This window comes from Prosthecobacter gellanilyticus (assembly GCF_007992435.1).
In the GTDB taxonomy this organism is placed as follows: Bacteria; Verrucomicrobiota; Verrucomicrobiia; order Verrucomicrobiales; family Verrucomicrobiaceae; genus Prosthecobacter; species Prosthecobacter gellanilyticus.
On record NZ_BKAG01000032.1, the window covers coordinates 56,416 to 82,094 of the forward strand.

20 protein-coding genes and 1 tRNA gene are annotated in these 25,679 nt (G+C 60.3%); 5 read left to right on the forward strand and 16 right to left on the reverse strand.

Annotation, left to right across the window (positions count from 1 at the left end; all coding sequences use genetic code 11):
• Positions 1–4: 4 nt before the first annotated feature.
• The 10 genes from BGE01nite_RS19380 to BGE01nite_RS19425 all read right to left on the reverse strand — a co-directional run bounded on the left by BGE01nite_RS19380 (position 5) and on the right by BGE01nite_RS19425 (position 10,012).
• The gene (locus tag BGE01nite_RS19380; protein ID WP_246145762.1) at positions 5–1,486 is read right to left on the reverse strand and encodes a hypothetical protein; all 1,482 of its coding nucleotides are present in this window, start codon (positions 1,484–1,486) and stop codon (positions 5–7) included.
• 5 nt (positions 1,487–1,491) lie between these two features.
• A complete protein-coding gene (locus BGE01nite_RS19385) occupies positions 1,492–3,237 on the reverse strand; it encodes a 3-keto-alpha-glucoside-1,2-lyase-like domain-containing protein (RefSeq protein WP_218033041.1) in 1,746 nt (581 codons plus the stop codon).
• 37 nt (positions 3,238–3,274) lie between these two features.
• A complete protein-coding gene (locus tag BGE01nite_RS19390; protein WP_146852713.1) occupies positions 3,275–4,687 on the reverse strand; it encodes a hypothetical protein in 1,413 nt (470 codons plus the stop codon).
• Positions 4,688–4,736: 49 nt separating this feature from the next.
• Positions 4,737–6,944 (reverse strand): excinuclease ABC subunit UvrB, encoded by a 2,208-nt coding sequence (locus BGE01nite_RS19395; protein WP_146852715.1) that lies wholly within the window; start codon positions 6,942–6,944, stop codon positions 4,737–4,739.
• A gap of 76 nt (positions 6,945–7,020) precedes the next feature.
• A complete protein-coding gene (locus BGE01nite_RS19400) occupies positions 7,021–7,350 on the reverse strand; it encodes a putative signal transducing protein (RefSeq protein ID WP_146852717.1) in 330 nt (109 codons plus the stop codon).
• Positions 7,351–7,356: 6 nt separating this feature from the next.
• Positions 7,357–7,704: a cupin domain-containing protein gene (locus BGE01nite_RS19405; RefSeq protein ID WP_146852719.1), complete on the reverse strand. Its 348-nt coding sequence runs from the start codon at positions 7,702–7,704 to the stop codon at positions 7,357–7,359.
• 42 nt (positions 7,705–7,746) lie between these two features.
• On the reverse strand, positions 7,747–8,085 hold the full coding sequence (locus BGE01nite_RS19410) for a type II toxin-antitoxin system RelE/ParE family toxin (RefSeq protein WP_146852721.1): 339 nt from the start codon (positions 8,083–8,085) through the stop codon (positions 7,747–7,749).
• Positions 8,078–8,365, reverse strand: coding sequence for a hypothetical protein (locus BGE01nite_RS19415; protein WP_146852723.1), 288 nt, complete (start codon positions 8,363–8,365; stop codon positions 8,078–8,080). Before BGE01nite_RS19415 ends, BGE01nite_RS19410 begins: the two co-directional genes overlap by 8 nt.
• A 41-nt stretch (positions 8,366–8,406) precedes the next feature.
• Positions 8,407–9,693 (reverse strand): glutamate-1-semialdehyde 2,1-aminomutase, encoded by a 1,287-nt coding sequence (hemL, locus tag BGE01nite_RS19420; RefSeq protein WP_146852725.1) that lies wholly within the window; start codon positions 9,691–9,693, stop codon positions 8,407–8,409.
• A gap of 88 nt (positions 9,694–9,781) precedes the next feature.
• The gene (locus BGE01nite_RS19425; protein WP_146852727.1) at positions 9,782–10,012 is read right to left on the reverse strand and encodes a hypothetical protein; all 231 of its coding nucleotides are present in this window, start codon (positions 10,010–10,012) and stop codon (positions 9,782–9,784) included.
• A gap of 90 nt (positions 10,013–10,102) precedes the next feature.
• Between BGE01nite_RS19425 and BGE01nite_RS19430 the strand changes: the two genes are divergently transcribed.
• Complete coding sequence (locus BGE01nite_RS19430) at positions 10,103–10,474, forward strand: cupin domain-containing protein (RefSeq protein ID WP_146852729.1); 372 nt, start codon at positions 10,103–10,105, stop codon at positions 10,472–10,474.
• Positions 10,475–10,523: 49 nt separating this feature from the next.
• Positions 10,524–11,897, forward strand: a complete 1,374-nt coding sequence (locus BGE01nite_RS19435; protein ID WP_146852731.1) for a sulfatase — start codon at positions 10,524–10,526, stop codon at positions 11,895–11,897.
• A 6-nt stretch (positions 11,898–11,903) separates the two neighbouring features.
• Here BGE01nite_RS19435 and BGE01nite_RS19440 read toward each other — a convergent pair whose 3' ends face one another.
• The 3 genes from BGE01nite_RS19440 to BGE01nite_RS19450 are packed head-to-tail and all read right to left on the reverse strand — an operon-like array spanning position 11,904 to position 15,243.
• On the reverse strand, positions 11,904–12,911 hold the full coding sequence (locus tag BGE01nite_RS19440) for a dihydrodipicolinate synthase family protein (RefSeq protein ID WP_146852733.1): 1,008 nt from the start codon (positions 12,909–12,911) through the stop codon (positions 11,904–11,906).
• Entirely contained in the window at positions 12,898–13,926 is a 1,029-nt protein-coding gene (locus BGE01nite_RS19445) for an NAD-dependent epimerase/dehydratase family protein (RefSeq protein WP_146852735.1), read from the reverse strand. Before BGE01nite_RS19445 ends, BGE01nite_RS19440 begins: the two co-directional genes overlap by 14 nt.
• Positions 13,927–13,929: 3 nt before the next feature.
• A complete protein-coding gene (locus BGE01nite_RS19450) occupies positions 13,930–15,243 on the reverse strand; it encodes a M20 metallopeptidase family protein (RefSeq protein WP_146852737.1) in 1,314 nt (437 codons plus the stop codon).
• Between the two features lie 162 nt (positions 15,244–15,405).
• Between BGE01nite_RS19450 and BGE01nite_RS19455 the strand changes: the two genes are divergently transcribed.
• From BGE01nite_RS19455 to BGE01nite_RS19465, 3 genes are all read left to right on the forward strand, one after another.
• A complete protein-coding gene (locus tag BGE01nite_RS19455) occupies positions 15,406–15,705 on the forward strand; it encodes a hypothetical protein (protein WP_146852739.1) in 300 nt (99 codons plus the stop codon).
• Positions 15,706–15,855: 150 nt separating this feature from the next.
• A complete protein-coding gene (locus BGE01nite_RS19460) occupies positions 15,856–16,785 on the forward strand; it encodes a ThuA domain-containing protein (RefSeq protein WP_146852741.1) in 930 nt (309 codons plus the stop codon).
• Between the two features lie 9 nt (positions 16,786–16,794).
• Positions 16,795–18,075: an MFS transporter gene (locus BGE01nite_RS19465; protein ID WP_146852743.1), complete on the forward strand. Its 1,281-nt coding sequence runs from the start codon at positions 16,795–16,797 to the stop codon at positions 18,073–18,075.
• 165 nt (positions 18,076–18,240) lie between these two features.
• On the opposite strand, the gene BGE01nite_RS19470 is transcribed toward BGE01nite_RS19465, so the two are convergent.
• The 3 genes from BGE01nite_RS19470 to BGE01nite_RS19480 form a co-directional block, all read right to left on the reverse strand.
• The gene (locus BGE01nite_RS19470) at positions 18,241–23,139 is read right to left on the reverse strand and encodes a beta strand repeat-containing protein (protein WP_146852745.1); all 4,899 of its coding nucleotides are present in this window, start codon (positions 23,137–23,139) and stop codon (positions 18,241–18,243) included.
• Positions 23,140–23,343: 204 nt separating this feature from the next.
• On the reverse strand, positions 23,344–24,930 hold the full coding sequence (locus BGE01nite_RS19475) for a hybrid sensor histidine kinase/response regulator (protein WP_146852746.1): 1,587 nt from the start codon (positions 24,928–24,930) through the stop codon (positions 23,344–23,346).
• Positions 24,931–25,082: 152 nt separating this feature from the next.
• Positions 25,083–25,155 (reverse strand) — tRNA-Arg (locus BGE01nite_RS19480).
• Positions 25,156–25,679: the final 524 nt, after the last annotated feature.

Sequence of the window (25,679 nt, forward strand, 5' to 3'; positions counted from 1 at the left end):
AGTTTTAGCGTGCGAGATTCTGCAAGACCTCCAGCGCCTTGGTCTCGAAGAGCTTCTGCCACTCAGGAGCCACAAGCACATCACAGTCTTCCTGCGCATAGCCGGTGTTGGTGCGCTGGGCGACGGTGGCGGTGTAGTAGATGTAGCCGTTCGTGTAGCCCGAGACATGGGCGTTCGCATCCTGCGCGGCTTTCTTGATATTGAGGCCGACCTGCACGGTGATCTCACCGGGGAAGGTGACGAGCTTGAAATCGCCGACACGTAGCCCACAGACCTCCACATCCAGCGTGGGGCTTCCGGAAGCTTTCGTCTGCTCGAGATGCCTTTTGAGCAAGGAGAGGTTGGCGCTCAGGCGTGTGAGCTTCTCCATGATGGTGATATTGCCGAGGTAGTTTTCGACGAGGGCCTTGTTGTCGGCATCGAGCTGTTGGAGAGGCTTGGCATCCTGCAGGTAGCCCTGCGCATAGTGCGAAGGCATGTCAGGAGACATCTTGTGCTGGAGGAGCAGCGGCAGGAAGGTTTTGAAATTGATGTTGGTCGGTCGCAAAGAGGCCAGAAGCACTTTTTGTTCGGCTTCGATGTTGGAAATGCGCTTTTCGAAATCAGCCGCACGAGGCAGTGCGATGACTTCGCGACTCACTTTCAGCGCGGTATCCGCTTGTGGATTGAATTGGCGAATAGCTGCTAACACAGTGGTGCCAAGCATGCTGCCGAGGGGCTCGGCATTCGCGGGACGGCTGACTTCCTTGTAGTGCACGGGATTGATGTCGCCGCCGCAGCCTTGCAGAAAGAGAGCAGTCGCGCCGGTGGCTTCCTCGATCACTTTCGAAGCAAAGCCGGGATAGTCCGCGCTGTTGCCCTTGCTTGGCGGATTCATGATCGGGTGACAGGCGAACTGATACACGATGGCGAGCGGAGTGCCGTCGGCGCGGTCGAGGCGCAGCAGGCCAACCTGCGGGTCGATGGGGCCGATGCTTGCCACATCTTCATCACGCGGCATGGAGTAGGCGCGGCGCATGTCGACCTGTGAGCCATCCTTCAGTGTCATGCGGCGGTTTTCGCTGATGCGACTTTCGCTGCCATTGCCTGCGCTTGCTTTGACTGGCACCAGGTTCATCGCGGCTTCCTTCACGGCCTGCACCACGAGCTGCTGCAAGTCTGCACGCACGATGCCATGACAGTGGCTGGCATTGATGATGACGCTGGCGGGTGGAATGCCGAGATCACGCTGGAGTTCACTGCGCACATTCGCCAGGAACCCATTGCCTATGCGACCGATCTCGCCAATCGCCACCGCATCCACGGCGACGAGCACGGCGGTGGTTTCGCCATTTTTCAGAACGAGCGCACGAGCAAAGCAGGGATCATTCACAGGTCCTGTGCGGTCGGTGATATCCACCTTGGCAACACCGGCGCTGAGTTCGGCGCTGGCATGGGTGGTGATGGTGACCAGGCAGAGGACGAGAAGGAATCTTGAGAGAGTCATGAGAGCTAGGGAGCCGTGATCACATACTTCTGCACACGGTGGTTGTAGGTGTCGACGACGAACAATTCGTTATGGCTGTTGATGGCGACGCCGTGAGGGGCGTAGAACTGGCCTTCTTCTGTGCCCTGGGTATCGCCGATGCCGCCGATGTAGGTGCCTTCAGGTGAGAAGCACTGTACACGGCCGCTCACGGCGGAGATCCAGAGGCGGTTCTGACGATCGAACGCGATGCCGATGGGGCCGATGAGCTTGGCATTGAAGCCGGTGAAGAAGCCGCCGAAGGCTCCGGGCTTGTCATCGAGCGTTCCCCAGGCGAGCAGCGGTTTGCCCTCAGGAGAAAATTTCTGGATGCGACCAACGCTGGCCTCGGTGGTGAAGATGCAGCCCGCTTGATTGATGGCGATGAACTGCGGGCCGCCGACACGTGACTTGGGATTGGTGTTGCCACCGAACTGACCGGGCTTCACGCCATACTCGCCCCATTTGCGGAGGAACTTTCCTTCACGATCAAAGACCTGCACGCGGCGGTTGGTTTGATCTGCGACGAAGACCTCGCCCGCTTTGTTGACGGCGAGGCCGCCGGGCCAGCTGAGCTGGCCATCACCGGTGCCTGTAGATCCCCACTCGCGGATGAACTCACCTTTCTGCGAATAGACACTCACGCGGTCCTGGGCCTTGGTCTGGTTCACTCGTGCGACCGGAAAATGCGTGATGTAAAGCAGGTCGCCATCTGCGGTGATGCCACCGGGATTGGGCAGCACGGGAAAGTGGGCCAGCAGTTTACCGTCTGCATCGAACTTCTGCACGCGGCTGTTGTAGTGATCGGAGATGAAGATCTCATCCGCGGCATTGATGGCGATGCCGATGGGAATGTTAAAGTCACCGGGGGCTTCGCCTTCCTTGCCCCACATGGTTTCGAAAGTGGCGGCTTTGGGAGCTGCTTGGGTGGTAGATGCTTTGGCGAGCGGACGAACGCTGATCTCCTTGAACCAGATGACGTCACCCGGATCATGATTTTGTAGGCCGATATAGCCGTGCGTGGGGCGGGGAATGTCGCGGATGGGTTCGGTCCATTTTTTTCGCGGCGGAAGATCCTTCGCGGCCGAATCAAAAGTGCTGAGAAGCGTGCCATCGACCTCGACGCGGATGCGTGTGGCATTGAGCGTGATGATCATCGTGCGCCACTCGGTCTGCGGTTTCGGTGGAAGAGGCGCGGACTTGGCCAGGGAGTAGATGGCACCGGTGCGATGGAACTCATCCGTATCGTCCATGATCTGAACTTCGTAGCCGTGATGCACGGGATACCAGGCACCGAGGTGTTTGTTGGAGGCATCTTCCAGCACCTGCAGCATGGCTTTGGAGAGGCGGCCGGTCTTTTCATCACGATGCACCTCGGGTGACTTCTCTCCTGCCTTGGCGAGGATGCCGTCATCAAGCCGGACGTAGATGCCGGCGTTCGATTTGGGCTTCTCGCAGCGGTAGACAATGCGGATCTGGCAGTCCCCAAGCTTCTCTTTCGTATAGAGGAGAAGGCCCATGCCGCGGTCATCGGGCTCCGTGCGCAAAGCGCCATCGTCGACGACGAAACTACCCCAGCCGACCTGTGACCACGCAGTGTCGACTTTGTTGTCCCTGATCAAGGGTAGAGCACGCCAGGGCAGATCTGGCGAAGAGTTCGATTGCCCTGAGGCAGGTGATCCAAGCATGAGACCCGCGAGCAGCAGCAGACGGAGTGCGCGCGGCGTCTTCATGAGGTCAATGGTGGTTAGGCCTTTCGGCTGATGGCTGTTACTTGAGTTTCTCAAAGAGCTCCTCGAGCCCGGCAAGGATCTTCGTGGACGCATCGACTTCCAGGCAGCTTGACCGCGCGCGCCAGGTTTCATAGCCACCGAGCTTGTGATGCTCCGGTGTGGGCAGGTAGCCGTGATAGGCGTTGGCGAGAGAGACGGTAAAGGTTTGAGCGTGGCGCTTTTTTAGCTCGAGACCGATCTCCACAAAGGTTTCCGCAGGAATGGCTGAGACCCGCAGGTCCCCTATTTTCAGGACTTGCAGCGGCGCGGAGACTTCAGGTGGGAACTCGCTGAGCAGCACGGTCTCGCGGGCATAGACCTGCTCCATGGTTTCCATGCGCGGAAAAAGCTTGGATTGCTTCATCACTTCTCGTGCCTTAGCGGCCTCATCTTTGGAAGGTAGGCGCAGGCCGAGAGTGATTTCTTTTTGCGCGACGGCGAGCGGAACCCAATCATGATAGACGAGTGTTTTGCACACACGGGCGACTTCCTGAGCGACATCATTGGCGACGAGTTTGATCTGGCCGTAGGGCGGCTGTTTGACCTGGCTGCCGCGGAAGTCGATGTTGTTGATGTCGCCGCTGGTGCCATTCGACATGGCACCGACGAAGGGCGGATCCAATTGCTCTGCATTCAGCAGCTCGCCGACGCGATTCGCAAAGGCACCGAAGTAGTCTGCGGAGATGTGACCCGCACCGACACCTCCGACATAGTGTAGCGAGTAGTTGGCATACAGGGCGAGGGGCTTTCCTTCCGCTGACTGCACGGAGATGAACCACACCTGTGGATCCGTGGGGCCGGCGGGCTGGTCGAGGTTCGGGTTCTTGATGCCGGGATTGGTCTTCACCTGCTCGGTGGTCACTCCGTGGGGTGATGCGGGCACGGTGCCTGGCTTCAAGCGCCAGCGGCGGTTGAAAACATGCTGCGGCACCTCGCCAAAGCCCCAGCCGATCTTGGCAGGCGCGAGATTGGTGAGGGCGCGGCGCACACCATCTGCGATGCGTCGTGCGACGAAGCGCTGATACAGCGGGTTGGGTTCACTCTGGCCCACGGCCTGGAGCGTGCCACAGGAGTGTGAGTGCGTGGCGGACATGAGCATGTTCTCCATCGGCAGGCCGGTGGCCTCATTGACCATCTTGCGGGCTTCATCGAAGACGGCGCGGCCAATCACGCAACTGTCCACGACGACAAGGGCGAGTTTCGTCTGTCCGTCATCCAGCGCGAGGCAGCGTACGTGCAACTCATCATGGATGAAAGTGGCTGTGCCATCCTGAAAGCCGCCATTGATGGAGGTGCCAAGTTCAGGGGTGACATTGCTGGTGGCAGCTCCGGCTTTGAAGACACGCGGCGCATCAGCGGCGTGAATAGGTGAACACGCAAGACAGACAAGGATGAGGGCACGCAGATTCATACGGGAGGTCGTTGTACCTACGTGCCCGGATGGAAACTCTGCCAAGGGATCAGCCTTTCTTGCCCTTGCCGCGCTTGAACTTGCCATAGCTGACTTTCTTCGGCTTTGGCAAGGAACCGCCATCATCGGGATTGAGGCCGGCTTGCTTCTTGAGCTCGCGGATCTGGTCGCGGAGGAGGGCGGCGCGTTCGAACTCGAGCTTGATGGCGGCTTCGGCCATCTCACCTTCGAGCTCGCGGATGACCTCGGTGACGACGAAGTCGCCTCCACCGCCTTCGCGCAGGACATTTTCCTCGATGTCCTTGGCCTTGCCGAGGATCTGCAGGCTCTCCTGAACCGCGCGGCGCACGGTCTGAGGCGTGATACCATGCTTTTGGTTATGGCTTTCCTGCACCTCGCGGCGATGCCGGCTGATGCTGAGGAGCGCGCGGATGCTCTGGGTCTCAAGATCCGCGAAAAGCACCACCTCACCCCCGACGTGACGTGCGGCACGTCCCGCGGTCTGGATGAGGGAGGTCTCGCTGCGCAGGAAGCCTTCTTTGTCCGCATCCAGGATGCAGACGAGACTCACCTCTGGAAGGTCGAGACCTTCACGAAGTAGGTTGATACCCACGAGCACATCACAGTCGCCTTTGCGCAGGCTGCGGAGGATCTCCACGCGCTCGATGGCGTCGATATCGCTATGCAGGTAGCGCACCTTCATGTCGATGTTCCGCAGGTAGTCGGTCAAGTCCTCGGCGGTGCGCTTGGTCAGGGTGGTGACGAGCACACGCTCACCCTTCTCGATGCGCTGGCGGCAGAGCTCGATGGTCTCGTCAATCTGGCCCTTGAGTGGCTTGATGGTGATGATGGGATCGAGGAGGCCTGTTGGACGAATAATTTGTTCGACCACGAGGTTGCGACCTTTCGTGGTGACATCAAACTTCTCCACGGGCTGGGCGTTCCCGCTGGCGCGGATGCTGAGACCTGGTAGGGCCGCGGGCACGGTTTCTTCCTCACCGATGCGCTCGCGCTTATGGGGGATATAGCCCTGGTTGCCGACCACACTGTTCTCCATCTCAAAGCGGGCCGGGGTGGCGCTGACATAAACGAGCTGGCCCACCTTGCCCATGAACTCGTTGAACTTCAGCGGGCGGTTGTCCATCGCGCTGGGCAGGCGGAAGCCGTGGTCGACGAGGACGGTCTTGCGGGATTTATCCCCCTCATACATGCCGCCGATCTGCGGGATGGTGGCGTGGCTTTCATCCACAAAAACGAGCGGCGGCTCGCGGAAGAAGTCCAGCAGGGTGCCGGGTGTGGCTCCTGGCGCGCGGCCGGTGAGATGGCGGCTGTAGTTCTCAATGCCCTGGCAGAAGCCCATCTCCTGCATCATCTCGATGTCATGCTCCGTGCGCATGCGCAGGCGCTGGGCCTCGAGGAGCTTGCCTTCCTTTTCAAACCAGGCCACGCGTTCAGTCATCTCGTCCCGGATATGGACGATGGCCTTTTTCATCTTGTCACCTGGCGTAACGAACTGTTTGGCAGGGAAAAGCGTGTAGCTGGGCATCTTCAGCGTGACGGTGCCGGTGAGAACGTCCACGGCGCTGATGCGGTCGATCTCATCACCAAAGAACTCGATGCGGATGGCCTCACTGTCGAGGTAGGCGGGCACGACCTCCACCACATCTCCACGCGCACGGAAGGCACCGCGCTTGAGCTGGATGTCATTGCGCTCGTAGAGCATGTTTACCAGGCTGGTGAGCAGGGTCTCGCGGGTCATTTGCTGGCCGACATGCATGGGAACCATCATGCCCTCATAGTCCTCGGGCGAACCCAAGCCGTAGATGCAGGACACGGAGGCGACGACGATGGCATCTGGCCGCGTGAGCAGCGCGCCCATGCTGGAGAGACGCAGGCGCTCGATCTCGTCATTCACGTTCGAGTCCTTCTCGATGTAGGTGTCTGTGCGCGCGATGTAGGCCTCGGGCTGGTAGTAGTCAAAGTAGCTGACGAAGTACTCGACCGAGTTGTCCGGGAAGAAGTTCTTAAACTCCGAGTAAAGCTGCGCAGCCAGCGTCTTGTTATGGCTGAAGATCAGCGAGGGCTTGCCGATCTGCTCGATGACATTCGCCATGGTGAATGTCTTCCCGGAGCCGGTGACGCCGAGCAGGGTCTGGTGCCTGTTTCCAGCCTTCACGGACTTCACCAGCTTCGCGATGGCTTGTGCCTGGTCGCCACGCGGATGGAACTCGGGATTGAGACGAAAGGGGGAAGACATAGGAGGGTAGAACCCGAAATACGTCCCCCAGGGCTGGCTGGCAACCCCTGTTCAACTGTTCACCTCTGCAACTTTTTCAGTCCTTTGCGCTGGAGCCGTCGCGTGCGGTCTCGCAGTTCCAGCAGACCTCGAACTCGGCGGGGTTTTCCTCATTGCACTTGGCACAGGTCCACTCGGCGGTGCTTTCCGGTGTTTCGGGATAGTGATGCGGCTTCAGGAGCGCGATGGCCTCATCGTAGCGGCTGTCATCCACAATGCAGAGCGTGGGCTGGAAGATGGGCGAGATGACGTTCAGTGTTTGTGCGCCGGCGTCGTTCTGGATGAAGCAGACGATGCCTGCCTCATCGAGCACTGACTTGTAAAAGCCGATGCGGCTGGAATCCATGCTGGTGTAGAGCTCTTTCATAGTGGCTTAGACCTCGAACTCATCCGCCGGATCAAAGGGCGGCATGGGGACATTGATGATCTTCAATTTGCCGACGGCGCGGTGGACGCAGCCGGGGCGGATCATGACGGTGGTCATGGGCTTGAGCGGGATGATCTGGCCATCGGCCTCAAGGTGGCCTTCTCCCTCGAGCACGATGTAGATCTCCGTCATCTTCTGGTGGTAGTGCGCCTTGCTGTCCGCATGGATGTCCGTGAGATGCACGGTGGCCAGGGTATTCCAGGGCTCCTTGAAGGCGCGGCGTGCCTGGCCACAAGGGCAAGGTGTGGGCGTGATCTCATCAAGCTGGGCGACGGCGAAGCGGGGAGAGGACATAGTGGGTAATGACGAATGTCGAAATCCGAATGACGAAGTCAATCACCGACGCTGGTGATCGCGCACATAACTTGAAGCGTCACGGGCGGCGTGGAGGACATACAAAATGCGCACGCCTGCATCGAGTGGGGGCGGGAAGTAGTAGATGAGGTAGTTAGGGTAGGCCATGACGGGCATCATGCGGAGGCCGCGTAGCACTGAACGAACAGGGTGTAGCTCTGTTCCTAATTTTGGTTGGGTGGCCAGGAGAGGAAACGTGTCACGGATCGTCTGCACGACTCTTCTCGCAGCGTCTGGATCGTCCAGCGCAATGAACTCGGCAATTTCTACCAGATCAATTTCCCCGACATCGGGGTGCATGTGCTCATCTGGATCAAACATGAGCTTGGCGCTGTCTCACCCGTTCCATGGCCTTTTCCATCACTTGATCGACCAAGTCTTCGGGAACAGGCACGAAAGGTCCTTTCATGCGTTCCTCCAAAATGTCTTCCAAGGCTTTCTGTGACGGGTCAGCATACTCGTGCTCAGACTCTTCCTCATGCTCCAGCGCATGAACCACGTAGCTGGAAAGAAAGCCTTCGGGCGTTTGCTTCCACCCCTCGGCCTTCTGGGTCAGGTAGGGCATCACTGAGTCTGGAAGATCAATGGTGAGCTTTGGCATGGTGGAAGAATATCATCAAACGTCCTGCCGGGCACTTCTTTTTACAAAGCCGCCAGTGCAGCAGCAGCCACTTCCGCTGTCCGGTCCATGTCCGCTTTCGCGTGGGCCATGCTGATGAAGCCGGTTTCGAACTGGCTGGGGGCGAAGTAGACGCCGTTGTCGAGGCAGTGGTGGAAGAACTTGCGGAAGGAGGCGAGGTCGGAGGTCTTGGCGTCATGGAGATTGTGCACTTCTTTCTCGGTGAAGAAGAGGCAGAACATGCTGCCTTTGCGATACCAGCGGTAGTTCAGGCCTTTCTTCTTCAGCACATCCAGCACAGCGTCTTCCATGACCTGGCCGATCTCTTCGAGGTAGGCGTATCCCTTTTGTTTATCGAGCTCACGGAGCTGTGCGAGACCGGCGGCCATGGCGACGGGGTTGCCGCTGAGGGTGCCGGCCTGATACACCGGACCCAGCGGGGCGAGATAATCCATGATGTCCGCACGACCACCGAAGGCGCCGACGGGCATGCCGCCGCCGATGACCTTGCCAAGGCAGGTGAGATCAGGGGTGATGCCTTCCAGCTCCTGCACGCCGCCTTTGGCGAGGCGGAAGCCGGTCATGACTTCATCGAAGATGAGCACGGTGCCGTGCTTGGTGGTGATATCGCGCAGCTTCTGGAGGAAGCCGGGTTTCGGCAGGATGAGGCCTGCGTTCGCTGGATAAGGCTCGACAATGAGCGCGGCGATCTCGTGACCTTTCTTTTCAAAGAGTTCTTCGAGGGCGGCTTCGTCGTTGAAGGGCAGCACACTTGTGAGATCGGCGAAAGCAGGTGGCACGCCGGCGCTGTCGGGATGACCATGGGTCAAGGCACCGCTGCCAGCAGCGACGAGGAGGCTGTCACTATGGCCGTGGTAGCAGCCGTCAAACTTCACCAAGCGATGACGACCGGTGAAGCCGCGAGCGAGGCGGATGGCGGACATGGTGGCCTCGGTGCCGCTGCTGACCATGCGCACTTTTTGGATGGAAGGGACCCACTCGCAGATGGTTTGCGCCATCTTCACTTCATAGGGATTCGGGATGCCGAAGCTCACGCCTTCCTTTGCCGCGTTGTTGATGGCTTCCAGAATGGGGATCGGCGCATGACCGAGGATGGCGGGACCCCAGGTGCCGACGAAGTCGATCATCTCACGACCATCGACATCCCAGATGCGGCAGCCTTTGGCGCGCTGCACGAAGAAGGGGTCGCCACCGACATTGCGGAAGGCGCGGACGGGTGAGTTCACACCGCCGGGGATGTACTTCTTGGCGAGATCAAAGAGCTTGGTCGAAATGGGGCCGTTGGGCATGGTCAGAGGAAAGGTTTGAAGGGTATTCAAACGTATCCTTGGCCAGATTTACAGCGGAAGAAAGCCCGTGTTTTTCCCTGGATCCCTCTTAGACGACTCCACCGCCCAGGAAGAGGCGGAGGATGGCCACCACGGCGACGGCGACGTTGATGGTGAGGCCGATCTTCCGCTCCGGGAAGGCGCCGAAGATGATGCCGAGAACACAGAGACCGAGCGTGGCCCAGAGTGTCCAACCAAGCAGCGGGATGATGCCGAAGAGCATCAGCACGGCGCAGACGAGGCCGATGAGCACCGAAAGGATCTGGCAGAGTGTTTTCATGTCGGAAATGATTGATCACGAGATCACCGCTGGAGCCAATCGAAATTTGGACTGGCTTTGTAACGAGTTTGACGTCCTTTTGGCTGCGCCATGAGCACCAGCGTTTCCATCGGACCCACTCTCATCCGTCATGAAGGCCACACGCCGCGTGAGCGCAGTAGCTGCGGCTGGCGTGACCGGTTGATCAGCCGTGAGGATGAGGCGCAGTCGCCCGCAGCCTGGGCGCATGCGGTGGATATCGATGGTGCGAAGCCGCACTATCACAAGCGCTCCACGGAGCTGTACTATGTGCTGGATGGTGAAGGCACGGTGTCTCTGGATGGCAAGGAGCATGCGGTGACGAAGGGCTCGCTGGTGCACATCCCGCCGGGTGTGGTGCATGGGGCGAAGGGGAAGATGCGCGTGTTGGTGGTCGGCATTCCGGACATCGCGGATGATGATTACTATCTGGCGGAGGGGTGAACCAAGTTTGATGCAAGCCCGGCGAGTCGGGCTCGTTTGAGAGCGCACTATGCTTCGTGCGCTTCTTTCCTCGTTTGTATTTATCGCGGCTTCTGTCATGTCGGCGGACAGGCCCAATGTGCTCATCATCGTGGCGGATGATCTGGGGTATAATGATGTGGGGTTCCAAGGATCGAAGGAGATCCCGACGCCGCATCTGGACAAGCTCGCGGCGTCAGGCATCCGCTGCACGAATGGTTATGTCTCGCACTCGTTTTGCAGTCCCACGCGTGCAGGGATGCTGACAGGGCGGTATCAGCATCGATTCGGGCATGAGAACAATCCGGGCTGGAAACCGGAGAGCACGACGGAGGGTTTGCGCATGGATCAGATCACGCTTCCGGAGCTGATGAGGAAGGCTGGATACAGCACGGGTGCGGTGGGGAAGTGGCATCTGGGCGCGCATCCGCAGTTTCATCCGATGAAGCGCGGATTTGATGAATACTTTGGCGCTCTTGGTGGAGGGCATAAGTACTTTCCTGAAAGCGGCAAGGTCGCCGCTGTGGAGTATTCCATCCCGCTGGATCGAAATGGCAAGAGTGAAGCGCAAACCAAATATCTGACTGAGCAGTTTGGTGATGAGGCGGCGGCGTATGTCCAGCGTCATGCTGAGGATGGCAAGCCGTGGATGCTTTATCTGGCCTTCAACGCACCGCACACACCGCTGGAGGCGCCGGAGTCCTGGCTGGCGAAGCTGGGGCACATTGAGGAGGGGAACCGCCGCACCTATGCGGCGATGGTGTGTGCGATGGATGCGGCGATTGGGCAGGTGATGGACAAGCTGGAAGCAACAAAGCAGCGTGAGAACACACTGGTGTTTTTTGTGAGTGACAATGGTGGGCCACACCTGGCTTTCCGCAATCTGGGGAACTTCACGGACAACTCGCCACTGCAGGGTGCAAAGGGCTCTCTGTATGAGGGCGGCATGCGCGTGCCTTTCCTGGTGAGCTGGCCGGCGAAGCTGAAGCCGGGTGTGTATGAGCAGCCGGTGATCTCTCTCGATTTTCTGCCGACGGCGGTGACGCTGGCCGGTGGTGAGGTGCCGAAGGACCGGCCGATTGATGGTGTGGATCTGATGCCGTATCTGAGCGGTGAAAAATCAGGCGCGCCGCATGAGCGGCTCTTCTGGCGCACCGGTGGGTTCAAAGGCACGCATGCGGTGCGGCAGGGGCCGTGGAAGTTTGTGCAGAAAGCGGGTGGCGAGCCGGAGCTCTATGATCTGGCGGTGGACGTGGGCGAGGCGAAGAATCTCGCGAAGGAGAAGGCGGAGATGGTGGCGCAATTCACCGACGCGATTGCGGAATGGGAGAAGGGAACGATCGCGCCAACGTTTGAGAGTCCGAATGCGAACCGGCCGGTGAAGAAAAAGAAGAAGGCGGAGTGACCGTCTTCACACCGCGAACTGGCGGGCGAAGTCGTCGTCGTGAAGGTGGGGGTAGGCGCGGTAGACGCGGTCGATCTCTTCGAGCTGGCCGGGGCTGAGGGTCTCGTGCTCGTCGAGGCACCAGATGCCTTCGAGGAGGCCCTGGCGGCGTAGAACTTCGTGCAGGCCGGCGATGCAGCCGCGGAAGCCGTTGGCGGCATCGAAGAAGACGGCGTTGGTATCGGTGACTTCGATGCCGAGACGCAGAAGCTCGGGGGTGGCATCGGCGTTGCGGCAGCGATCGAGAAGCTCGACGGCGCGTTTCGTCCACACAGACCAGTGGCCTAACAAACCGCCGATGATGCGGCGCTCCTTGCTATTGAAACGATAGGGGGTGAGGAAGTCGGCGACGATGTTGTCGTCATTGCCGGTGTAGAGGGCGATGTCATCGCGCCCGGCTTCCACGACAGCGCGCACGACATCGAGCGTCTGGTAGCGATTGAAGGGCGCCATCTTGATGGCGACGATGTTTTCGATCTCGGCGAAGCGACGCCAGAAGGAATACGGCAGCGTGCGGCCTCCGACGCTGGGTTGAAGGTAAAAGCCGACGACGGGGATGGCCTCGGCAACGGCACAGCAATGCGCGATGAGCTCGCCTTCCGTGGCGGTGCTCATGGCACCGAGGCTGAGGAGTCCGGCGTGGTAGCCGTGCTTCTTCAAGATGGCGGCTTCATTCACGGCCTGCTTCGTTTGTCCGCAGATGCCGCCGATGCGAACAAGTGGACGTGAGGCGCGGTTCATCTCCTCGGCGGCGAGGGCGAGCACGGGCTCGAACAAACCAATTTTAGGATCGCGGATGGTGAACTGCGTGGTGTGCACGCCGACGGCGAGTCCGCCGACTCCAGAGGCGATGTAGTAGCGGGCGAGATTGCGCTGGCGCTGCTCATCGAGCTTGCGGCTGGAATTTAGAGCGAGCGGATGCGCTGGAATGGCCAGGCCAGTATGCAGAGCGGAGTGAAAATCAAAATTGTCCATCTTGAACCTCGAAGTGAGTGGGTTTGCCAATGCTCTCGCCGCCGTGTTGCAACCATTGCACGGTGGCATCGATCATCTCTTCCAATGACACGGTGGGCGGGCCGAAGAGCTCATAGGAGCGTGCGGCATCCCAGATCCAGGCGGTGGGGCTTTCAGTGCCGGTGATGATGGCATCGCGGCCGAGCTTCTCACCGAACCGCAGGGCCAGTTCGCGGATGGAGATGCGTTCGAGGCCGGTGACATTAAGAGCACTCGGAGGCGACGAAACGTGCGCGAGACACTGGATGGCGCGTGCATTGGCATCGCCCTGCCAGATGACATGCGCGTAGCCCATGGTCACATCCACGGGCAGGCCTTGGGACACCTTTTGCGCGACATCCAGCAGCACGCCGTAGCGCAGGTCGATGGCGTAACAGAGGCGGAAGAAGAGGGTGGGTGTGTCGTGCTGCTTCGCGTAGTGGGAGAAGACACGTTCACGGCCCACGCAGGAGTTTGCGTACTCGCCGGGAGGTGTGAGCGGATCATCCTCGCGAGCGCCGCGACCATTCGCTGGCATGAGGGGATACACGCAGCCGGTGGAGAAGACGACGATGCGGGATTTGGTGAAGCGCTCAGCCACGATGGCGGGCACGAGGGTGTTCATGACCCAGGTGAGTTCTGGCGCATCACTGGTGCCGAATTTCTGGCCGGCCATGAAGATGATGTTCGGCACGTCCGGAAGGGCATTCACGGCGGCGCGATCCATGAGATCACAGGCGATGGTTTCGACTCCGTGCTGTGTCAGAGCCTCCGCGGCCTTCTTGGACGAGAAGCGGGAGACGGCGATGACGCGGCGCTGGGTGTGGCCGATCTCATCGAAAGCACGGCGCACCATGCGGGCGAGGGTGGGGCCCATCTTGCCACCGGCACCGAGGACCATGATATCTCCCTCAAGCGACCTCAGGGTTTCGAGCACACCTTTGGTTGGGCGGCTCAGGGCTTCCTCGAGGTCGTCAGGGTTGGTGATGGGTATCATGGACTAAGGGGCGGCGTTCAGCCGGTCACATACAGCGGCGGCCAGTGCTTGTACGCCGGTTTTTATGGACTCCTCGTCACAATCATACATCGGAGTGTGACCTCCGGCGGTCATGCCTTTCTCCTCATTCGCGACTCCGAGACGGAAGTAAAAGCCCGGTGAGACCTGCGCGAAGAAGGAAAAGTCCTCGCCGCCCATCCCTGGGATGGCCTCCATGACATTCTTCTCGCCAAAGAGACGGCGGAAAGAGGGCAGGGTGGCCTCGATGAGAGGCTTGTCATTGATGATGCTGGGGTAGGTCTTGCGATACTCCATCTCATAGGTCGCGCCGTGAGCTTCGGTGATGCCTTTGAGGATGCGGTGCATCTGCTCGATCACGCCATCGCGGAAAGTCGCATCATAAGTGCGGACGGTGCCGCCGAGCTCGACCTTCTCTGCGATGATATTTTCACGCTGGCCGCCATTGATCATGCCGATGCTGATGACGAGCGGCTGGCGTGTGTTGGTCTGGCGGCTCTTGATCATCTGCAGGGCCATGATGGCCTCGGCCGAGATGGCGATGGCATCCACGCCTTTGTGTGGAGACGAGCCGTGCGCCATCTTTCCATGGATGGTGATTTGGAAGCGGTCGCTGTTCGCATTGTCAATGCCTGGTGTGTAAGCGAGCTGGCCTGCTTTCAGGTAATGTGCTTCGTCATCGGTGCTTTCCACGGGCTGAACTTGAGAGCTGGTGTGAAGGCCGAAGACAGCGACAGGCCGCGGATTGTCCATGGCACCTTCCGCAACCATGAGCTTCGCGCCCCAGTCGCCTTTGAAGGTGGCGGGCATGGCTTCTTCAGCAGGCTGGAAGAGAAACTTCACAGTGCCTTTGACCTGATCACGATGCTTCGTGAGAAGCTCCGCGAGACCAAGCGCGCAGGTGACATGCACATCATGACCGCAAGCATGCATCACGCCTGGATTTTGAGAGCGGTAGGGCACGCTGCGCAGTTCCTTGATGGGCAGTGCATCCATGTCCGCACGCACAGCCACGCAGGGGCCATCAGCACTGCCTTTGAGCAGAGCGACCACACCGTGCTTGGCCACGCCAGTTTTCACTTCCAGGCCTAACGATTTAAGCTTTTCGGCGACGAGAGCGGCGGTGCGCTCTTCTTCATTCGAGAGTTCCGGATGCATGTGGATGTCACGGCGGATTTCCACGAGCTTGGGAAACATCTCGTTCACGCTGCTGGCGAAGAGTTTGTCGCGATCGGTGAGATCGGCGGCGGTAATGAGACAGGGGAGAAGCGTGAGGCAGAGGGAAAGCGGCGTCTTCATACCCTGCCAGTGAGGCAGGATGAGGGGTGGCTGGCAAGCACGAAACGGGGCCTGGAAGGCTCCCGGCAAACCATCCGACGAAAGTCGTATTGTCGGTTTTGGGGGAGGAATTAGTCTCGGGTCGTCATCAATGACACCCTGTTCCAAACCAAACTATCCGTCATGAAAACCATCGCATCCCTCCTCTTCGCCATGAGCCTCGCCGCCGCCTCCGCCGCTGATTCCCCCGACTCTGAATTCCCCAAAGTCGGTGACACCTACCGCATCGCCACCTCCGCACCTCTCGTCGAGGCGCCCTTTGACAACGTCGTCACTGTCGTCGCCATCGGCAAGAACGAGTGGGCGAAGGTGCAGTATGAAAAAATGGGCCGCGGTGCTGATGGCAGCGTCGGCAAGCAGAAGCACGAGATGTGGGTAAACTTCTCCGCTGTCACCTCCGCTGTGAAGAGCGAGGCGAAGTAATTCGCCTCAGACCAAGTCGATTTAATTTTGTGGAAGGGACGCCCGGCCGTGAGGTCGGGCGTCCTGTTTTCATTTTTCGGCTGAAGATGAGCGGTGAAGTGCGTTTTGAGACTTGCCTCTTTGCGGGCCAATCCTCACGCTCATCCGACCATGTCCTCCTTCCGCACCTTATTATTAGGTTCACTCGTCCTCGCCACCAGTCTGCATGCTGAGCTCACCCAGGAGCAGTTGCAGGTGCCGCTCGAAGTTCAGCCGGCGGACAAGTCGCTGGCGAAGATTGTACTGATCGCGGGGAGCACGAGCAACAAGCCGGGGCAGCATGAGTACTTCGCTGGTTGTGCGCTGATGATGGACTGGCTGAAGAAGGTGCCGGGTGTGGCTCCGGTGATGGTGGCGGAAGGCTGGCCGAAGGATGAGGCAGTGCTCGATGGTGCGAAAGCGGTGCTGCTTTATATGGATGGAGGCGACAAGCTGCCTTTCCTGGAACCTGCGCGCTGGGTGAAGATGCAAACGTTGGCGGAGTCCGGCACAGGGCTGGTGATTTTACACCAGGGCATTGATTGTCCGGTGGATCGTGCGCCGACTTTCAAGGAGTGGTTTGGCGCGGCTTTTCAATCCGACATCGGCTGTCGTGGACACTGGGATGTGAAGTTTGGCACGGTGCCGGAGCATGCGATCAACAAGGGCATCAAGCCTTTTGACCTGCTCAAGGATGGCTGGCTGTACAATCTGCACTTTGCCGCCAAGGGAGTGACACCGGTGCTGGCCTGCGCGATGCCGGATGACAGCCGCAAGACCGAGGATGCGAAGATCCACACGGGGCGTGAGGAGACGGTGGCCTGGGCCTTTGAGCGTGCGGGCGGTGGACGCAGCTTTGGATTCACTGGCTGTGATCTGCATGCGAACTGGGCGGATGCGAACCAGCGTCTGCTGGTGCTGAACGGGCTGCTCTGGACGGCCAAGATGGAGGTGCCCGAGGGTGGCTTTGCCTCGTCCGTGACGGAGGAAGAGATGAAGAAGAACTGGGACCGCAAGGTGTTCATCAAGAAGGAAGCGAAGGCGAAGACCCCGGCCAAGTAATTTTCCGTTATGTCCGCTTCCCAGCCTAGCAATATTCGCAGAGTCGTCATCGCGAGCTTCATCGGCACCACGATCGAGTGGTATGACTTCTTCCTGTATGGCACGGCGGCGGCGCTGGTGTTTAACAAGCTGTTCTTTCCCTCGGTCGACCCGGTGACGGGGACGATGGCGGCCTTCATGACTTTTGCGGTGGGCTTCTTTGCGCGGCCGCTGGGTGGCATTGTGTTCGGGCACTTTGGCGACAAGATCGGGCGCAAGTCCATGCTGGTGACCACGCTGATGATGATGGGCGTTGCGACGGTGCTGATCGGCGTGCTGCCGACCTATGACCAGATCGGTGTGGCGGCTCCGGTGTTGCTGGTGGCGCTACGATTCATCCAGGGATTCGGTGTCGGCGGTGAGTGGGGCGGCGCGGTGTTGATGGCCGTGGAGCATGGGCATGAGGGCAAGCGCGGTTTCCACGCGAGCTGGGTGCAGGCCGGTGTGCCGGTGGGGCTGCTGCTGGCGAACGGTGTGTTCAGGCTGGCCTCGTCCATGGATGAGAAAGCCTTTTTGGCCTGGGGATGGAGAATTCCCTTTTTGTTAGGCGTTCTTTTGCTGCTGGTGGGCATGTTCATCCGGATGAAGATCATGGAGAGCCCGATTTTCACGGAGGCCAAGGCGGCTGATCCAGGGCCGAAGGTGCCGATCCTGGCGGTGATCCGTGATCATCCGCGTAATGTGATCCTCTCCATGGGCGCGCGCTTTGCGGAGAATGCTTTCTTCTACATTTTCACGGTGTTGGTGCTCAGCTTTGGCTCGCAGCAGCTGGGGATCAGCAAGGACTTTTTGCTGAATGCAGTGCTGCTGGGGTCGGCGGTGCAGTTGGTCGCGATTCCGTGGTTTGGCGCGCTTTCGGACAAGGTCGGCAGAAGGCCGGTTTACCTCGGCGGGGCTTTGTTTTTGACGCTTTTTGCCTTTCCGTTCTTTTGGATGATGGAGAGCCGGCAGAGCGGCCTGATCATGCTCGCGGTGGTGATCGGTCTCGTGGGCCATGCGGCGATGTATGGGCCGCAGGCGGCGTTCTTTTCGGAGCTCTTTGGGACGCGTGTGCGCTACAGCGGGGCTTCGCTGGGGTATCAGCTCGCGTCACCACTCGCGGGTGGGTTGGCGCCGCTGATCGCGACGAAGCTGCTGGAGAAAAGCAGCGGCAAGCCGTGGCCGGTGGCGGTTTATTTGATCGTGATGGGAGTGATCACGCTGGTGAGCGTGTGGCTGGTGGAGGAGACGAACAGGAAGAGATTGGATTAGATCGAGTGTCGTGATGTGATCATCCTATCAAGCGCATGAGACGCGCTTTCAGCGCTTTGCGGTCTGCTTTCTCGCAGGTCCCTGGGGTTGAAACCCCAGGCTATGATGAGACGCGCACGTTGGCACTTTGAGATCCGAGCCAAAGACTTTCGCAAAAAGCGCTTATCACATCGAGCGGCGGCGGCGCATGAGGAGGGTGATCATGGAGAGGCCGAAGAGCAGGAACTTGCCGGGTTCGGGGATGATGGTGACGACGGTGAGGGTGAGGGCTCCGCCGTTGGTGGAGATGTTCCAGAAGCCGGTGCCGGTGATGTCGGGGAGATCGAAGTTGCCTTCGTTGAGGGCGGAGTCGGCGCCGGTGCGCATGTTGGTGCCCCAGGAGAAGCCGCCTTCGGTGAGGAGGCCGCCCCAGTCGATGAGTTGGAAGGTATCGCCCACGGTCGGGACATAGCTGCCGCCATTGAGGACGATGCGGCTGAAGTTGTTGAGGGTGAGATTGCCGGCGACGTGGAGGGAATCGAAGGCGAGATTCGAGTTGCCGGTGGAGCCGGTGACCTGGAACTCGGCAACGGTGTTGATAGTCGTGGGTGTGAAGGAGAGGGTGCCGACATTCAGTCTGCCGATGGCAGCACCGCCCTGGTCGCCAGGTTTCAAGGTGCCCTGGATGATGGAGACGGCATTGACGCTGCCGGTGCCGGAGATCACGGCGCCGCTGCCTGAGAGAGTGAGCAGACCCTGGCCGGCGCTGCCGATGCCTGCGAGGCCTACCTGGAGATTTCCCGCGGAGACGGCGGTGGGGCCGGTGTAGGTGTTGGCGCCTGCGAGCACGGTGGTGCCAGTGCCAACTTTGGTTAGGCCGTAGACGCCTGAAACGGGAGCGTGGATGGTGAGATCTCCACTGCCGCCAATGCTGGAGTTTGCCGCGAGGGTGACGGAGGTGAGATTAGCCGTGGCGCTGGCAGTGCCGCCCTGGATGCCGACGCTTGGCGCAGAGGTGTAGCCGCTCCCCGCCTGTGTCATGGCAAAGCCGAGCAGGGCGAAATTGGTGTCATTGCCATCGATGACAGCGCCGGTGCCGCCGGTGACGGTGACCGTGGGGGTGGAGGTGAAGCCAGTGCCGGAGTTCACAATGTTCAGGCCCGCGATGGTGAAGTTGGTGGAGTTTCCCGTGGCGGTGGGGGTGGTGCCGGCAAAGCTGGTGGTGCCGCCGGAGAAAGTGGCGGTGGGAGTGGTGCTGAAGCCGGAGCCTGGACTGGTGATGCTGATGCCAGTGACGTAACCATTCCCATCGAGTACGGCCACGCCCGTGGCACCGTTTTGCAATGTTACACTCGGTGCCACCGAGTAGCTCGTGGTGGTGCCAGGAACGGCAGCGGGAATGGTGAAGGAGGAATTTGTTAGGCCAACCAGGGCCGTGACGACTGCGCCGGTTCCACCACTCACGGTGATCACGGGCGCCAGACCGAAGCCGCTGCCGCCGTTGGTGAGGGCGAGGCTGGATGAGGAGAGCCCGAGCACGGCTTTGGCGGTCGCCGGGATCCCTGTGCCGGGAGCATCCAATGTTAGGCTGGCACCTGCGGCCCAGCCGGTGGTGCTGGCGGATGAAACACTGAGGGAGGCGACGCCATTGCCGATGCTGGCGGGTGTGGAGCTGTTGTTCACCAGGGCTCCGAGGCCACCGATGCCATCGCCACGAAGAGTGATGACTTCCTGGACCATGGACTGGCCGTTGAGATCCAGCGTGGCACCTGCTTGCACACTCGTGCCAGCGGTGCCGGAGGCCAGTGATACGCCGCCATGACCAAGGGCATTCGCGTGAGCGATCTGCAGGGTGCCTGCGGCAATGGTGGTGGTGCCGTTGTAGGTGTTCGCAGAGCCGAGGGTGAAAGTGCCTGTGCCGCTTTTGATGAAGCTGATGTTGTTGTTGAGATGCTGATCCAGCACGCCAGTGCCACCGAGAGTGCCGGTGTAGGTCTGCGTGCCGCTGGCTTTGATCTCCAGCAGGCTGTTGGCGGTGCTGGTGCCGCCGGTGACGGCATTCGCTGTGCCAGTGCCAGCGGTGGACAGTCCGGCGACAGTTTGCGAGTAGCCGTTGAGCTGAAGCGTGCCGGAGTTAGTGCCTGCGCCTAACACGACATTCGTGCTTGTGGGCAGACGGTCATTGCCGAGGTTGATGCGCAGCGTGCCGTTTTCCACCTGGGTATCGCCAGCATAGCTGTTGTCGCGAGCGGAGAGCACAAGGACACCGGGGCCTGATTTCAGCAGGTTTCCAGAGCCGGTGACATTTCCTGTGAAGGTGAGCTGGGAAAGGCTGCCAGCGACGGTGCCATTGTCCACCTGGATGCGCGAGGTGCTTTGCAGCACGATCTCGCGGTCGAGCGTGGTGCGCGGATCAGCGCGCGAGGAGCCCGCTGTCTGGTCGATGAGGCGGATGGCGCCATTGCCATTGAGACCGAGGCCATTGATGACGAAGCGGCCCGAGGCAGCCATGCTGAAGGTGTCCGTGCCGTCGTCATTGACCTCATAGGAGCCGCCGCTGTTGACGGTGATGGAGGCTGCGCTGTTGAGCTGCGGGCTGGACATGCGCAGAGCGCCGTTGTTGATGATAATGGCTCCGGAGAAGGAGCTGCCATTGCTGCCGACACTGACAATGCCGGAGCCGGCCAGCGTGAGTGGTCCCGTGCCATTGAATCCGTTGCCTTCGATGCTCTGGTTGGCGGTGAAATTGAAGGTGGCTCCGGCAGGGCCGACGGTGATGACGCGGTTCGCGGAGTTGATGGTGCCCAAGGTGCCGCCACTGGGAAGGGCGAGGGTGCCGCCGTGAATGATGATGTCGGTGGTGACAGCGCCGAGGTTGGCTGCGGCGGTGACGGTCACGGTGCCGCCATTGATGTACGTGTTGCCGGTGTAGGTGTTCGTGCCGGTGAGGATGAGATTGCCATCGCCCGATTTGATCAAACTGGTGCCTGCCACTGTGTCTGGAATCACGGAGTGGATGCTGAGCGCGCCAGCCGTGCTGTTTTGATGAATGACGAACTCGTTTGTGGAGGAGGAAAGAGTGCCGCGGCGGGTGGTGGCACCGATGCTGGTGGCTCCTGCCGTTGGCGAGACGAGGATGCCGCCGCTTTCGATGGTGAGCGTGCCCTGAGTGGTCGAATTGAAAGCGACTGCCGAGGTGCCGGTGATGCGCAGTGTGCCGGTGGTGCCGCCACCGCTGGGCAGCGTGGTAGTGGCGGCGGAGAGGCTGGTGTGCTGGCCGGTGGCGAAGCTGGTCGTATAGCTGCCGGAAGCGAGGGCGGTGACATTGCCTCCGCCGCCATTCACGGCCCAGTCGGTGCGATTGAAGGTGGCGTAAGCACCAAGGATGTTGAGGGCGTTGTTGCCGTTGCCTATGGTGATGGCGGCCACGCCTGTGCCTGTGTTGGTGGTGGAGAAATCCGTCGTGGTGCCGGTGTTGCGGGTGATGGTACCCAGGTTCAGCGTGGCGTTTTGATCCAGACCGCTGGTCACAGAAATACGCGCACTACCGCCGAGAGGTGCGGTGCTGTTTCCCAACGTCGTGGCGCTCACTGTCTGGCTGCTGCTGGCGCTAGCATTGCCGATGAGGCTGATGGAACCGCCATTCAAGATGAGTCCGGCAGTGCTGCTGATCTTGGTGCTGTTGTTCGTGCTGTGATTGAGCTGGAGGGTGCCGGCGTTCACGGTGGTGGTGCCGGTGAAAGTGTTTGCGCCATAGAGAGCCACGGTGCCGCCGCCGGTCACAATGAGTGTGTCCGTGGTGCCGGTGGCCGAGGTGGCGCGCAGAAGGTTGCCGGTGAACTCGACGGTGCCAGCAGTTGCGGAAATAATAGTTAGGCCTTTCGCGGCTCCACTGTTGGTGCCCAGGGTGACATTGCCGCTGTAGGTGGCGGTGCCGCTGGTATTGAGTCCGCCCAGGGTGTAGACACCGGAGCTGCCGGTTTGAAGACGGATGTTGCGACCGATGGAGACTCCCGGTGTGTCGATGAGCAATGAGGCGATGCTAGAACCGCTGGTGTTTCCCACCAGCACCTCCGTGGTGGCATTGCCGAGGGCACCTGCGCTGCCACTGGGTGCATTGGCAGAGACGATGATCTTGCCCGCCGTGATGGAGGTGGCACCGGTGTAGTTGCTCGTCGCGTTGGAAAGCACCAGGGTATGGCTGACTCCTGAGACGGTCAGGTTGCCGGCAGCGCCGGTCATCTGGCCGGAATACTGATACCAGCCTGCGGAGGACACGTTGATGTTCACAGTGGTGCGGACGGTGCCCGCGCCTGACATGGCGCCGAAGGACTCGCCATTGCCATTGAAGTCAAAGGTGGCCCCGGACTGCACATTGAGCACGGCGGAGGCGCTGAGGAGGTCCCCGCCTGTGCTGCCGGCAAAGCGCACGGTGCCGGTGCCGCCGACATTGAGGGTGAAGTTGGTGAGATTGCCGAGGTTACCGATGCTGAAGCTGTTCGCCGTGGCGTTGTTGTTGATGGCGTTGATGACAAGGCCGGTGTTTGTGCCCGTGCTGGCATAGGTGATGGCATCCGCCAGGGTGATGGTGCCTGTGCCGCTATTGAGCAAAGTTTGTTTGGTGCCGCTGGCATAGGTCTGCGTGCCATTGAGGAGCAAGGTGCCGGAGCCGGTGTTGCTCGTGATGCTGTTCGTGGCCCAGGTCAGGGGCGCGGTGAGGGTGGCATTGCCTGCGCCTTCCAGGGAAACGGAGGGGATGGCCGAATCTGCGGTGCTGGTGAGAATCAGCGCACTGGCAGCGGGAGATGCGGCGAGCGTGACTGTGCCCGCGCTGTTGGTGAAGCGGATCTGGTTCAGGCTGAAATCGCCCAGGTCGTTTGTGCTGGTATAGCCCGTGCTGCCGCCAAAGATGAGCGAGGTGGTGCCGCTGCTCGTTGGTGCGCTGGAAGGGGACCAGCTGGCGTTGCTGCTCCAGGCTCCATCGGTAGTGTTCCAGATGGATTGAGCATTCAGTGGTGAGGGAAACGTGGACAGCCATCCGATGGCCATGACGATCCAGAACCAGCAAGGTGTGAGCTTGGGCATGAGGGCAGAGGCGCGCCATGGCCTCAGCCTGACATCAGGCTGGAAACACACGGTGCTTATTGAGGGGGGACGCCCGTGTAGGCCCGCCCGGGCACCGTTTCACCCAACGATCTTGTCACCAAATGCATGGAGCGCGCCCCACTCTGATGTGAATGACCTCGAAGGGCCTAACAAAAAATCATGCGATAACAGGCTCTCCCGCCCTCAAGCGCGGTTGGTGAGGCTGAGGAGATTATGAACGGCGGCGATGAGCTCCTCGGGATTGACGGGCTTGCCGAGATGGATCTGGAAGCCTGAGCGGAGGGTGCGGACGCGGTCCTCGGGGCGCATGAGCGCGGTGAGGGCCACCATGGGAATGGAGGCACCGCCGGAGAGTTTTTTCACCTCGCGGACGAGATCGTAGCCATCACGATCAGGCATGCCGATATCACTCAAGATGAGGTGAGGGCGGAATTCGGGGATGGCTGCGAGGGCATCATCTACGGAGGAGACGGCGTGGACGGTGGCCTTACTCATTTCCAGGATGCGCTTCAGCACGAGGAGCGAGTCCAGATCATTGTCCACAGTGAGGATGCGGTAGCCGTACAGGTCGGCTTCATCATGATTGTCATCCACCTCGGAGTTGCGCTGCTCGGAGGTGGATCTGGCCTCCTCATAATGGGTGACGACAACGGGCAGGCAGATAATGAAGACGGAGCCTTTGTCCCTGCCCTCGCTGCGGACAAGGATCTGGCCGCCGTGGAGCTCAGTGAGGTGCTTGGCGATGGACAGGCCGAGGCCAAGGCCGCCGTGACGACGGGTGCTGGAGGAGTCTGCCTGGCGGAAGCGGTCGAAAATGACAGGGAGGATGTCCTCGAGAATGCCGATGCCATTGTCCCGCACGGCGAGCTCGAGATGGGAGCTGACCCGCTCAAGGGTGACGTGAATGCGCCCGCCTTTAGGAGTGAACTTCACGGCATTCGTCAGCAAGTTCCAGATGATCTGCTGGAGGCGAGTGCGGTCGCCCATGACAGCGCCGTTGATGCTGTCAAAAGCGGTGGTGAGGCGGATCTCCTTAGCTTTGACGACGGGTTCAATGGCGGCGATGGCGGCCGAGGTCACGGCGGGGACATCGAGGCTTTGGAGATCGAGCGCGATCTTGCCGGTTTCGATGCGGCTCATGTCGAGGAGGTCCTCGATCATCTGCACCTGGCTGCGCGCATTCCGCTCGATGGCGGCGAGACCTTCCTCGAGCTCGCCTGGGTTCAGACGGGTGTCCTTCAGGATCTCCAGCCAGCCGATGATGGCATTCAGCGGTGTGCGGAGCTCATGGGAGAGTGTGGCGACGAACTCGACCTTCATGCGGTCCGCCTGCTTCATTTGCTCCAGCAGACGCGCCATCTCCCGCTGGGCCTGTTTTTGTGCGGTGATATCGCGGGCAATCTTCGAGGCGCCGATGATGGTGCCGCTGGCATCACGCACCGGAGAGATGGTGACGGAGATCTCCACGAGACGACCGTCTTTGCGCACGCGCACCGTTTCGAAGTGGTCCACGCGCTCGCCTTTCTGCAGGCGGCGGAGAATCTCGGGCTCCTCCTGGAGGCGATCCGGCGGGATGAGGATGGAGATATGCTTTCCGATCACTTCCTCCGCCTCATAACCAAAAATGCGCGCGGCCCCGATGTTCCAGCTTGTGATGATGCCTTCGAGGCTCTTGCTGACGATGGCGTCATCCGATGAATCCACGATGGCCGCCAGCCGGAGATCCGGCGGCGGGGCCGAAATGGCGCTGGAAGGAAGGGAATCTGCCATGGGATGGTACGGTGCAGAGTGTCAATCGTGACACTTTTGTCAACGTGGCTGACTTCTCAGCAGGCCGTGTCCATGTTCTGCGATAGGGGGCTGGTGAGATTGACTACAAGAGGATCGGCTTCCGATCCTATGCAGGTCCCCATGGAGAGATGCGCACCCGGCAGGGATCGAACCTGCGACCAGAGGATTAGAAATCCACTGCTCTATCCACTGAGCTACGGGTGCCTTGAGGAGGGCTGATTTACAGGGTTAGACGGGGTAATCAAGCCGCCGCGATGCGAAATCCGCTGCTCTGGGTGATGGGAGGGACGATTTTTAACCGCAGATGACGCGGAGGGCTCGGATGTTCTGATCAGAACCTTGGGGCTGAGTCTGTGCTTTGAGTGCCACCCCCCAAAAATACGTCCTGACCAGCGCGGGGCTGGTCAGGACTTGGTGAACGCCTTCGAAGTGTTCCTCATTCCATTTCTGGGGAGAGGCTTTTCCGGTGTCCACTGGTAGATCGCATGAGGGGAAAAAGTGGATGGGTGGGCGGGGAGATTTTTTTCTGTGGGGAGGAGGGATGAGCGATCAGGGATGGGGGATGGGGGATGGGGGATGGGGGATGGGGGATGAGATATATGGGATAAGCGGTGGAGTGGTGGAGTGGTGGAGTGGTGGAGTGGTGTTGGGCAGCGGGCGGTGAGCGGTGAGCGGTGAGCGGTGAGCGGTGTCGAGGAGTGGGGGGAGCGTTCAAAACATAGGTAACT